Annotated in this window: 12 protein-coding genes; 2 read left to right on the forward strand and 10 right to left on the reverse strand. The window is 63.8% G+C overall.

Annotated features, from left to right (window positions below; genetic code table 11):
• Positions 1 to 69 precede the first annotated feature (69 nt).
• From atpD to ACX3OW_RS01540, 10 genes are all read right to left on the reverse strand, one after another.
• Positions 70 to 1,509, reverse strand: coding sequence for a F0F1 ATP synthase subunit beta (atpD, locus tag ACX3OW_RS01495; RefSeq protein WP_459093965.1), 1,440 nt, complete (start codon positions 1,507 to 1,509; stop codon positions 70 to 72).
• 15 nt (positions 1,510 to 1,524) lie between these two features.
• Positions 1,525 to 2,412, reverse strand: a complete 888-nt coding sequence (locus ACX3OW_RS01500; protein WP_459093966.1) for a F0F1 ATP synthase subunit gamma — start codon at positions 2,410 to 2,412, stop codon at positions 1,525 to 1,527.
• Positions 2,413 to 2,436: 24 nt separating this feature from the next.
• Positions 2,437 to 3,972, reverse strand: coding sequence for a F0F1 ATP synthase subunit alpha (gene atpA / locus ACX3OW_RS01505; protein WP_459093967.1), 1,536 nt, complete (start codon positions 3,970 to 3,972; stop codon positions 2,437 to 2,439).
• Positions 3,972 to 4,571, reverse strand: a complete 600-nt coding sequence (locus ACX3OW_RS01510) for a F0F1 ATP synthase subunit delta (RefSeq protein ID WP_459093968.1) — start codon at positions 4,569 to 4,571, stop codon at positions 3,972 to 3,974. Before ACX3OW_RS01510 ends, atpA begins: the two co-directional genes overlap by 1 nt.
• Before the next feature lie 169 nt (positions 4,572 to 4,740).
• Positions 4,741 to 5,016, reverse strand: coding sequence for a BrnA antitoxin family protein (locus ACX3OW_RS01515; RefSeq protein WP_459093969.1), 276 nt, complete (start codon positions 5,014 to 5,016; stop codon positions 4,741 to 4,743).
• 19 nt (positions 5,017 to 5,035) lie between these two features.
• Positions 5,036 to 5,302, reverse strand: coding sequence for a BrnT family toxin (locus ACX3OW_RS01520; protein WP_459093970.1), 267 nt, complete (start codon positions 5,300 to 5,302; stop codon positions 5,036 to 5,038).
• 60 nt (positions 5,303 to 5,362) lie between these two features.
• The gene (locus ACX3OW_RS01525; protein ID WP_459093971.1) at positions 5,363 to 7,531 is read right to left on the reverse strand and encodes a primosomal protein N'; all 2,169 of its coding nucleotides are present in this window, start codon (positions 7,529 to 7,531) and stop codon (positions 5,363 to 5,365) included.
• A 62-nt stretch (positions 7,532 to 7,593) separates the two neighbouring features.
• On the reverse strand, positions 7,594 to 8,268 hold the full coding sequence (locus ACX3OW_RS01530) for a L,D-transpeptidase (protein ID WP_459093972.1): 675 nt from the start codon (positions 8,266 to 8,268) through the stop codon (positions 7,594 to 7,596).
• 63 nt (positions 8,269 to 8,331) lie between these two features.
• Positions 8,332 to 8,661 (reverse strand): hypothetical protein, encoded by a 330-nt coding sequence (locus tag ACX3OW_RS01535; protein ID WP_459093973.1) that lies wholly within the window; start codon positions 8,659 to 8,661, stop codon positions 8,332 to 8,334.
• 145 nt (positions 8,662 to 8,806) lie between these two features.
• A complete protein-coding gene (locus ACX3OW_RS01540; RefSeq protein WP_459093974.1) occupies positions 8,807 to 9,808 on the reverse strand; it encodes an omptin family outer membrane protease in 1,002 nt (333 codons plus the stop codon).
• Between the two features lie 81 nt (positions 9,809 to 9,889).
• Between ACX3OW_RS01540 and ACX3OW_RS01545 the strand changes: the two genes are divergently transcribed.
• Together ACX3OW_RS01545 and ACX3OW_RS01550 are read left to right on the forward strand one after the other, a co-directional pair.
• Positions 9,890 to 10,819, forward strand: coding sequence for a tyrosine recombinase XerC (locus tag ACX3OW_RS01545; protein ID WP_459093975.1), 930 nt, complete (start codon positions 9,890 to 9,892; stop codon positions 10,817 to 10,819).
• A 173-nt stretch (positions 10,820 to 10,992) separates the two neighbouring features.
• Positions 10,993 to 11,937: a DMT family transporter gene (locus ACX3OW_RS01550; RefSeq protein ID WP_459093976.1), complete on the forward strand. Its 945-nt coding sequence runs from the start codon at positions 10,993 to 10,995 to the stop codon at positions 11,935 to 11,937.
• The last annotated feature ends 41 nt before the right edge of the window (positions 11,938 to 11,978 follow it).

Below are 11,978 nucleotides of genomic sequence, written 5' to 3' on the forward strand. Positions count from 1 at the left end.
AGCGGAAAGAACCCGAAACCCGGGTCCATGCATCAGGCTCGCCGCAAGCGGCGAGCCCAGTTTGCAAAATTAAGCGGCCTGAGCGGCCAGCTTCTGCGCCTTCTTGACGGCATCTTCGATGGTGCCGACCATGTAGAAAGCAGCTTCCGGCAGGTGATCATACTCGCCAGCCACCAGGCCCTTGAAGCCCTTGATGGTGTCTTCCAGCGCCACGAACACGCCCGGCGTGCCGGTGAACACTTCAGCCACGTCGAAGGGCTGGCTCATGAAGCGCTCAACCTTACGGGCGCGGGCCACGACCAGCTTGTCTTCTTCCGACAGCTCGTCCATGCCCAGAATGGCAATGATGTCCTGCAGCGCCTTGTACTTCTGCAGCACTTCCTGCACGCGGCGAGCCACGTCGTAGTGCTCCTGGCCAACCACGTTCGCATCGAGAATACGCGAGTTGGAAGCCAGCGGATCCACGGCCGGGTAAATACCCTTTTCCGAGATAGCGCGGTTCAGCACGGTCACGGCGTCAAAGTGGGCGAACGAGGTCGCCGGCGCCGGGTCGGTCAAGTCGTCGGCGGGCACGTACACGGCCTGCACCGAAGTGATCGAGCCCTTGTTCGTGGTGGTGATGCGTTCCTGCATCTGCCCCATGTCGGTCGCCAGCGTCGGCTGGTAACCCACAGCGGAGGGGATGCGGCCCAGCAGAGCCGACATTTCGGCGCCGGCCTGGGTAAAGCGGAAGATGTTGTCGACGAAGAACAGCACGTCCTGGCCCTGGTCACGGAAGTTTTCCGCAACGGTCAGACCGGTCAGCGCCACACGGGCACGGGCACCAGGGGGCTCGTTCATCTGGCCGAACACCAGCGCGCACTTGGAGCCAGCGGCAGAACCGTTATTGTCCGCCGGGTTCTTGTTCACGCCCGATTCGATCATTTCGTGATACAAATCGTTGCCTTCGCGGGTGCGCTCACCCACGCCGGCAAACACCGAATAACCACCATGCGCCTTGGCGACGTTGTTGATCAGTTCCTGGATCAGAACGGTCTTGCCAACGCCGGCGCCGCCCATCAGGCCAATCTTACCACCACGCGCGTAAGGCGCGATCAGGTCCACCACCTTGATGCCGGTGACCAGAACCTGGCTTTCCGGGTTCTGCTCGGCAAAGCTCGGAGCTTCCTGGTGGATTTCGCGGCGTTCGGTTTCACCGATCGGACCAGCTTCGTCGATCGGCTCGCCGATGACGTTCATGATGCGGCCCAGGGTCGCTTCACCAACCGGCACGCGGATGGCGGTGCCCAGATCGATCACTTCGGCGCCGCGCACGAGGCCTTCAGTGGTATCCATGGCGATGGTGCGCACGGCGTTTTCGCCAAGATGCTGCGCCACTTCCAGCACGAGGCGCTGGCCGTTATTGGTGGTTTCGAGTGCGTTCAGGATCGCGGGCAGGTGGCCGTCGAACACGACGTCCACGACGGCACCGATGACCTGCGATACACGACCGGCCTTTTTCTCTGCCATTTGTTTGTCCTTCGCTTAGAGCGCTTCCGCGCCCGCAATGATTTCGATGAGTTCTGTGGTGATCTGGGCCTGGCGCTGACGGTTGTAGCTCAGCTGCAACTGGCCGATCATTTCGCCGGCGTTCCGCGTCGCATTGTCCATTGCGGACATCTGCGCGCCATAGAACGAGGCCGAGTTTTCGAGGAGGGCCTTGAGGATCTGCACCGAGATGTTGCGCGGCAGCAGGTCTTCAACGATGGCTTCTTCGCTCGGCTCGTATTCATAGGGCACGGCCGACGCTTCAGCAGCGCCTTCACCCTCGAGTTTTTCCAGCTTGGCCGGAATCAGCTGCTGGGCCGTCGGCACCTGGCTGATCACCGAACCGAACTTGGCGAAAAACAGCGTCGCCACGTCGAACTCGCCGGCGTTGAACATGGCCAGCACCTTGTCCGCAACCTGCTGGGCCTGGGTGAACCCGACCTGCTTGATTTCGCGGAAATTGAAGGTGTCGACGATGTTGTCGGGATACTGGCGGCGCAGGATGTCGTGGCCCTTGCGGCCCACCGTCAACAGCTTGACCGTCTTGCCCTGGCTCATGAGCTTGGCGGCATGCTCACGGGCGAGACGGGCGATCGACGAGTTGAACCCGCCGGCCAGACCGCGCTCACCAGTGGCGACCACCAGCAGATGCACCTGATCCTTGCCGGTACCGCCAAGCAGCACCGGCGCATTTTCCTGACCGTCATAGACCGCGCCGAGAGCGGTGAGCACCTTGCCCATGCGTTCAGCATAGGGACGCGCCGCTTCGGCTGCTTCCTGGGCGCGACGGAGTTTAGCCGCCGCGACCATCTGCATGGCCTTGGTGATCTTCTGGGTCGATTTGACCGAGTCGATCCGGTTCTTGAGGTCCTTTAGCGAAGCCATGGGCTTGTCGCCTCCATGATGGCCTTAAGCCGCGTAGGTCTTCTTGACGTCATCGAGAGCAGCCTTGAGCTGAGCACGAGAATCGTCGCTCAGGGCCTTCTCGCTGGCGATGGTGGCGAGCAGCGCAGCATATTTGCCACGCAGCGCCGACAACACCGTCTTCTCGAAGTCGCCGACCTTGCTGACCGGAATGCTGTCGAGATAGCCATTGGCGCCGGCAAAGATCACCGCAACCTGCTCTTCCATCTTGAGCGGGGAGAACTGGGGCTGCTTCAGCAGCTCGGTCAGACGGGCACCACGGTTCAGCAGGCGCTGGGTGGCGGCGTCGAGGTCCGAGCCGAACTGGGCGAAGGCCGCCATTTCACGATACTGGGACAGTTCGCCCTTGAGCGAGCCGGCCACCTGCTTCATCGCCTTGACCTGAGCGGCCGAGCCCACGCGGCTCACCGACAGACCGACGTTCACTGCCGGGCGAATGCCCTGGAAGAACAAATTGGTCTCAAGGAAGATCTGGCCGTCGGTGATCGAAATCACGTTGGTCGGAATATAGGCGGACACGTCGTTGGCCTGGGTCTCGATGACCGGCAGCGCCGTGAGCGAACCCAGACCGTGGTCTTCGTTCAGCTTGGCAGCGCGCTCCAGCAGACGGCTATGCAGGTAGAACACGTCGCCGGGATAGGCTTCGCGGCCGGGCGGACGACGCAGCAGCAGGGACATCTGGCGGTAAGCCACGGCCTGCTTGGTCAGATCGTCATAGGCGATCACGGCATGCATGCCATTGTCGCGGAAGAATTCGCCGATGGCGCAACCGGTGAAGGGCGCGATGTACTGCAGCGGCGCCGGATCGGAGGCGGTTGCGGCAATGATCACCGAATACTGCAGCGCGCCGGCTTCTTCGAGCTGACGGGCGAACTGCGCCACGGTCGAGCGCTTCTGGCCGATGGCGACATAGATGCAATACAGCTTCTCGGTGTTCGACGCGTTGGCGTCGTGCGCAGCCTTCTGGTTGAGGAAGGTGTCGAGAATGATGGCGGACTTGCCGGTCTGGCGGTCACCAATGATCAGCTCGCGCTGGCCACGGCCGATCGGGATCAGCGCGTCGATGGACTTGAGGCCCGTCGACATCGGCTCATGCACCGACTTGCGCGGCAGAATGCCAGGCGCCTTGACGTCAACGCGGCGGCGTTCGGTATGCTCGATCGGGCCCTTGCCGTCGATCGGGTTACCCAGACCGTCGACCACGCGGCCGAGCAGGCCCATGCCGACCGGGGTGTCCACGATGGAACCGGTGCGCTTGACGACGTCGCCTTCCTTGATGGCGCGGTCATTGCCGAAAATCACGACGCCGACATTGTCGGTTTCGAGATTGAGGGCCATGCCCTTGACGCCGCCCGGGAACTCGACGAGCTCACCGGCCTGCACATTGTCGAGGCCGTAGACGCGGGCGATACCGTCACCGACGGAGAGCACCTGACCGACTTCGGAAACCTGGGCTTCCTGGCCGAAATTCTTGATCTGGTCCTTGAGGATCGCAGAGATTTCCGCGGCTTTGATGTCCATTATCCGACCTCTTTCATGGCGATCTTCATCGCAGCGAGTTTTGTCTTGAGTGAGCTGTCGATCATCTGGCTGCCGACCTTCACCTGAAGGCCGCCAATCAGCGACGGATCGACGAATTGGTTGAGCGTAACGGTCTTGCCGATTTTCGCCTTGAGCGTTTCGGCCAGCGCCTTGGCCTGGTCGGCACTCAGCGGCGCCGCCGAAGTCACGTCGGCGGTCACTTCGCCCCGGGCCTGGGCGGCCAGTTCGCGGAAGCCGACGATGATCGTATCGAGCGCAAACAGCCGGCCATTCTTGGCGACGAGGCGCAGGAAATTGCCGACCAGCGGATTGACCGCAGCCTTGGCGAGCAACGCATCAAGCGTCGTGGCCTTGGTGTCGGCGGTGATGACCGGCGACCGCAGGAAGCGCGAGAAGTCGGCGCTTTCACCGATCAGGCGCGAGACGTCGGATAGCGACGTCTCCACCGATGCCAATTGGTTCTCGCTTTCAGCGAGGTCGAACAGTGCCGACGCATATGGCCGGGCGATCTGGGTAAGCACTGAATTCTGCGCTGCCAATGCCGCTACACCCTCTTGGTTGCCTGCCTGCTCCGCCACCTAATTTCTCTTGGGAAACCGGGCGGTTGCCGACGCTTGTTCTGGTTTGGGAAAGGGGACATCCGGAGACCCCTTCAAAGTCCGGCCCGCTCTAGCACACGCTTCCCGCGGCTTGCAAGGCTTGGGGACCCGATTCAAATGCGGCGAAAGTGTCGCAGGGTGGTTTGGCTTACACCGGTTTCTTGTCGCGCTTGAGGCTTTCGGCCAAAACGGCGTTCATTCTGGTCTGCCAGCCGGGGCCGCCGGCCTTGAAGCCGGACACCACTTCGGGGTCGAGCCGGAGGCTGATCGAGATCTTGGTCGCGGCGGCCTTTGGGCGCCCGGGCAGCGGCAGGCCGCGCTCGGCAAAGAATTTTTGGGCTGGGACCGACCGGCGCATGGCCTCTTCGGTCAGTTCCGGCATGTCGTCATCGGGCACGCCGTAGATTCGTTTCGTGGCAGCCATTGCGCCAGTGCTGTTGGGATCACGCTCCATAGCGGGAATAGTCCTTTCTGCTGAACCGCCGCATGCTGATGACGCGGATTTTGTCGGCGCGAATAGTGAAAACGATGTGGTAGCCCTGTCCATCGCCGGAAAAACCACGGGCAATGAAGCGCTCCTCGCCATAGTCGCGGCGAATATCCGCCTCGATGATGGCGTCATTCCACACGAAATCACGTACCGCATCGAAACCGACCGCGTGCTTTTCGAGGTTCAAGCGGTTCTTGGCGTCGTCCCATTCGAATTCCATCGAGCCCCCTCAATATAATCCGTCAGCCAGCCGGCGTCAATTTTTGTATATACAATAACTCTACATGAAACTGATCGGGTCGATATCGACCTGGACGCGCAGATTTCCGGTGATTTTTTCGGCCGAGCCGAGCCAGAAGCGAACATAGCCGGAGAGGTCAAAATCCTTGCCCGACTGGGCCAACAGCCGCACCCGGTGGCGGCCGCGGACCATGGCGACCGGGGCGTCGGCGGGGCCGAACAGCCGCACGCCGTCGGCCATTGGCGCGGCCGAGAGCAGCTGCTTGGCAAAGCCCATCGCCACCGCATGCTCATTGGCCGAGACGATCAGCGCCGCCAATCGCCCGAAGGGCGGTAGCCCGCCCGACTCGCGCGCGGCCAATTCGTGGGCGTAAAACGCCTCGCGGTCGCCGCTGACCATGGCCTTCATCACCGCATGGTCGGGATGATAGGTCTGCAGGAACGCCTTGCCATGTTGCGAGGCGCGCCCGGCCCGGCCGGCCACCTGGGTCAAAATCTGGAAGGTCTTTTCGGCGGCGCGGGGGTCGCCATGGGCGAGGCCCAGATCGGCGTCGAGCACGCCCACCACCGACAGTTTTTCGAAATGGTGGCCCTTGGACACCAGTTGCGTCCCGATGATCAGATCGAATTCGCCGCGCTCGATTTCGGAGAATCGCTCGCGCAATTGCGCATTGCTGCCCATGTCCGAACTCAGCACCACCCGCCGCGCGTCGGGGAAGCGCAGAGCCGCCTCTTCGGCTACCCGTTCGATGCCCGGGCCGACTGCCACCAGACTTTCGGTGTCGCCGCATTGGCCGCAGGTTTTTGGGGTGCGCACTTCATGGCCGCAGTGATGGCACATCAGCACGCCGCGAAAGCGATGCTCGACCATCCAGGCCGAGCAATCGGGGCATTGATATTGGTGACCGCAGGAGCGGCACAAAGTCAGTGGCGCATAGCCGCGCCGGTTGAGGAACAACAGCGCCTGCTCCCCGCGATCCAGCGCCGCGAAGATTTCGCGCGCCAGCACCGGCGCGATCCATTCGCCCTTTTCCGGCCCGTCGATGCGCATGTCGACGGCGGTGATATTGGGCATCGCCGCTTCGGCAAAGCGCGACGTCAGCAGCACATGGGCGTAGCGGCCAATATTGGCATTGTTGCGGGTTTCCACCGAGGGCGTCGCCGAGGAGAGGATGACCCGCGCGCCGGCCAGATGCGCCCGCACCACCGCCATGTCGCGGGCGTGGTAATTGACCCCTTCGGATTGCTTGTAGGCGCCGTCATGCTCTTCATCGAGCACCAGCAGGCCCAACTCGCGAAACGGCAGGAACAGCGCGGAGCGGGCCCCGACCACGGCGCGTACCGTGCCGTCGAGCACGCCGCGCCAGACCTTGGCCCGTTGCAGCGGCGTCATGTCGGAATGCCATTCGGCGGGCTTCGTGCCGAAGCGTTTGGTGAAGCGGGCGATGAAGGTATTGGTCAGGGCGATTTCCGGCAGCAGAATCAGCGCCTGCCGTCCGGCCCGCAGCGTCTCGGCGACCGCCTCGAAAAACACTTCGGTCTTGCCGCTGCCGGTGACGCCATCGAGCAGCGCCACGCCGAACTGATTGACGTCGAGCGCCGCGATCTGGTCCAGCGCCTGTTGCTGGCCCGGCGACAGCGTGGCAATGGCGCCATCGGGATCGGGCGGCAGCACCACCGGTGGCGGCGGCATTTCCAGCCGTTCGACCGCGCCGGCCCGCTCCAGCCCCTCGATCACCGAGGGCGAGACGCCGGTGGCGCCGATCAGCGCCGCCTTGGGCCAGGCCACGTCGTCCATCATGGTATCGAGCACGCGCAACCGCGCCGGGGTCAGCTTTTCCGGCTCAAACCCGGTCCGGCGATAGGCGATGACCGGCCTCGGGGTATCGAGCGCCTCGGTCGAGCGCAGCACGGCGCGCAGCACCTGGCCGGGCGGGGCCAGCGTATAGCGCGCCACCCAATCGACCAGTTTGAGCAATTCTTCGCTAAGCGGCGGCAGTTCATAGGCCTGGGCGATATCGCGCAGCCGATTATGCGCCACCATCTCCTTGGGCGGGCCCCAGACCACGCCCAGCGTCAGGCGCGGGCCCAGCGGCACGGCCACGATCGAGCCCCGCGTCACCACCATGCCGGGCGGGATACGGTAGCTGTAGGGGCCCTCGACGGCGACCCCCACCATGACGGCGACGATGTCCGGACGCTGTTCCATCTGTACCCGGTCTGTTCGCATTGCTACAGCCCGAGCGCAAGTGATTCTGCCGTGGCTCGCCGTCAGATGACGACGAGCGTCGAGCCGGTCCGCACCTGATCATGCAAATGGATGATGTCCTGCTGCAGCAGGCGCACGCAACCGCTCGATATCGCCTTGCCGATGGCGCGCTCGTCGGGATTGCCGTGGATGCGATAGATGGTATCGACATTGCCCTGGTGGATATAGAGCGTGCGCGCACCGAGCGGATTGTCGACGCTGGCTTCCATGCCGTAGCGATACTGCTCCAGCTCGGGCTGCCGATCGATCATCTCGGAGGGCGGGGTCCAGCGGGGCCAGCTGCGCTTGTAGGCGATATGGGCGCGGCCCGACCAGGCATAGCCGTCACGGCCGATGCCGACGCCATAGCGGGTCGCCATGCCATCATCATGCACGTGATAGAGGAAGCGGTTGGGGGTATCGACGATCACCGTGCCGGGCTTTTCGCCGGTCGGATCGATCACCTGCTGGCGCCAATACAGCGGATCAACCAGCGACATATCAGCGGCGCGCAGCGGGAACGGCTCGGTATAGACCGGGCCATACATCAGCTGCACATCGGCAGGAACTTCGTGGCGAACCGGACCGGGCGGGGTAACGACGCGCGGCGTGGTGGAGGCGCAGCCGGCGAGAGCCAGGGCAGAAAGACTGGCGGCGCCGGCCATAAACTGGCGGCGGCCAAGGGCGATACTGGTCATGTCAAAAACTCGAGAATGCGGCCGGAGCGGCCGTAAGGAAGGGGGAATGGAGAACTTGCGCCGCTACTGCCCTCTTGGGGGCGGCAGCTCGGCTTCCGCCAGCACCTGCGGCGGCGGCAATATGCTGCCGGTCAGCGCCGGCAACGGCCCGCGCCAGAGGGCGCTGGGCAAGGCGGTCGTGGCCACAATGGCGTGGTCGGGACAGACCGAGGTTCTGATCGGCGCGGTCAGGCTCGACATTTCGAGCGGCGCCGGCACCCCGACCACGGCTGGGCTGTGGGACCAGATCGCCCCACGCGCACAATGGCTGACCGAGGTCTCGGCCAGCAGGCCAGGGGCCGTCAGGCCCAGCAGGGCAAGGGTCAGGACAATAATGTGGATCAGCCGCTTCATGTCTCCGCCTTATCGCAACGTCCGGTTACACGGAAGGCCGCTCACGTCGGCGTGTGGCCTCAAGCCACGCGCAGGGCGTGCAGTGGTGCAGACAAGCCACATGAATCGTCAAATCGACCTCAAACCGCCGCAAATCCGCCACCATTCAAAACAGGCCCTTGAGACCGGCGGTGATTTCGGCGCTGCGCAACCCGCCGCCCGCGCCTTCCGGCAGGCTGAGATTATTCCCATCGGCGGGCGTGTCGTAATAGTAGTTGGCGGCGCCGCGCTGCTCGAAAATATGGTCGTAGCGCGCCGCCAGCGTCAGCTCGGCATTGCGGCCCAGCGCCCAGCCGAGGTCGACGCCGGCGGTGACGGTGGGCGCCACCCAGAGGTCGTCGAGAACGCTCAGATTGCGCATATGGTGGCGGTCGGTGGTGCGCGACAGGAAGGTCAGCCCGCCGCGCAGCAGTCCACCGACGCGGAAATTGCCGTAATGCTCATCGCCATCGACGCCCAGGAACAGCTCGGGAAATTGCTGGCGATAGCTGATCGCCGGGTCGCCATCGGCAAAACTGCCCACCCAGTCGCGGAAGCCGAGATCGCTATAGATGAAGCTGCCGCCGCGCGAGGACCACTGCACATCGGTATATTTGAAGCCGCCATGCGCCCGCACCACCGCCGTGCCGTCGCGCGCCAGCTTATAGCCCAGCGAGGCCGCGCCGGTGACATAATGGTCAAGGGTCGTATCGGAATGCTGGCTGCGATGTGTCCAATTGTCGAATAGGTCGCTGCCGCCCAGCCAGTCATAATCTTCCATATAGCTGCTGCCGAAGCCGGCAACGCTGCCCTCGGCACGGGCGCTGAAGCCGCTGCCAAAATTGATGTCGAGACTACCGCGCAGCACGGGCGCCTTGGTCTGCCAGATCAAATGGCTGACGGTGTAATCCCCGCTCAGCACCTTTTCATTGCCTTCGAGGAACAGCGCGCCAATGCTGGCATCGAACCGCACCAGATGGTCAGGCGTCGAGGGCTGACTGACGCCCTGGGGGTTGCCCCAGTAATCGCTATCCCAATAGTCCGATGACTGCGCCATGACGCCGGATGTCAGCATGGCCAGAACAACCAGGCCGGCGCCCAGCCGGTAGATGCTTGGTGAAATTGCCATGATACTGCCTCCGTTACAGAAAATACCATGACAGACCGGCGGTTAAGGATGGGTTTACCATGCCGGGGGGAGACTGCGCTGATGGTCGATTCCGCCTTTGCCAGTGATGAGTTCGTGCGCGCCCAGCTGGCCGGCTGGCAGCGTGAGCTGGGCTCGGTGCGCCGGCTGTCGGCCAATACGCTGGAAGCCTATAGCCGCGATGTCGACCAGTTCCTGTCGTTTCTGGCCGGGCATGCCGGCGGGCCGGTCGGCCTGCTGACGCTCAAGGAATTGCGCGGCGCCGATATCAGGGCCTTCATGGCGCAGCGCCGCAGCGAGAGCCTGGGCTCGCGCTCGCTGGCGCGGGTGCTGTCGGCGCTCAAGAGCTTTTTCCGGTATCTCGAACGCGAGGGCGTGGTGACCAGCGAGGCGCTCAACGTCATTCGCACCCCCAAGCTGCCCAAATCCCTGCCCAAGGCACTGACGGTGCTGGAAGCGCGGCAAACCATTACCAGCGTTGAAGAGATGGAAGAGCGCCCCTGGGTCGCCGCCCGCGATATGGCGGTGCTGTCGCTGTGCTATGGCGCCGGCTTGCGTATTTCCGAAGCCCTGGCACTGACCAAGGGCGATCTCGAAGGCGAAGCCCTTCGGGTCACCGGCAAGGGCGGCAAAATCCGGCTGGTGCCGCTGATTGCGCCGGTGCGCCAGGCCATCGCGCTCTATCTGGAGCTGACCCCGTTCAAATCCTGGCCCGAGGAGCCGCTGTTTCGCGGGGTCAAGGGCGGGGTGTTGTCGGCCCGGCTGATCCAGTTGCGCGTGGTGCAGTTGCGCAGCGCGCTGGGCCTGCCGCCTTCGGCCACGCCACATGCGCTGCGGCATTCCTTTGCCACCCATCTGCTGGGGCGCGGTGGCGATCTACGGGCGATTCAGGAGCTGCTGGGCCATGCCAGCCTCTCCACCACCCAGATCTACACCGCCGTCGATACCGACCACCTGCTCGAGAGCTACCGCAAGGCCCATCCGCGCGGCTGACGGGGGGCCGAACGGATTATGGGCAAGCCGCCTTGCACGGCCAGAATCGGTTGGCTATCAATTTCCCATGCCTGTCTTGGCGCTTCGCATCGCGCTGAGATCCAGCCCTTCGTCGCTCCGGCCCGCCACTGGCGGTCGGTGACTGGCATGGCGGGCTCCCTCAAGGACCCTCCATGAGCCTCTCCAGCAAAACCGCCCCTGCCCCCAGCGACGCCATCGGCTATGGCCTGGCCGTGGCCGGCGCGATTCTGTTTTCCACCAAGGGCATCTTCATCAAGCTCGCCTATGGCTATGGCGTCACCACCGAAATGCTGCTCAGCCTGCGCATGCTGGTGGCGCTGCCGGTCTATCTGGTGATTTTGCTCACCATCCTGCGGCGCGGCGATCACTGGCGGGCGGCGCTGACCCCCAAAGTGGTCCTCACCAGCATGGCCGTGGGCATTCTGGGCTATTATCTGTCCAGCTATCTCGACTTTTTGGGCCTCAATTACCTCACCGCCCAATATGAGCGGCTGGTGCTGTTCACCTATCCGTTTTTCGTGGTGCTGTTCGGCGTCTGGCTGTTTGGCGACCGCATGATCTGGGGCGTGGTGCCGGCCATGGCGGTCAGCTATGCCGGCTTGCTGCTGATCTTTGGCTGGAACCTGGCCGTCGACCCCGACGGGCTGGTGCTCGGCACGCTGCTGGTGCTGGGCTCGGCCATTACCTTTGCGCTGTATCAGCATCTGGCCAAGCGGCAGATGCTGGTGCTGGGCTCGGGCCTGTTCACCTGCATCGCCATGTCGACCGCTGCCGTCTGCGCCATCGCGCAGAACCTGATCATCGCCGGGCCGCAAAGCTATCTGACGCTGGCGCCCGAGCTGTGGGGGTATGGGCTGGCGCTGGGCCTGCTCGGCACGGTGCTACCGAGCTTTCTGATGAATGCCGGCATGGCGCGAATCGGGGCGCGGGCCACCTCGTCCACCGCCGCCTTCGGGCCGGTGGTGACCATCATCTTTGCCGTTATCGTGTTGTCCGAACCCTTTACGCTCTATCATGGCATTGGTACGGCGCTGGTGCTGGTCGGCTCGGTGCTGTTCACGCGGGCCGAGCGGCGGGGCCGCGCCGCGCTCGGCTAAATCTTTCATTGGTGGCTTTTGGCCGCCGCAAAGCCGCTGTA

This window comes from Devosia sp. A449 (assembly GCF_054489375.1).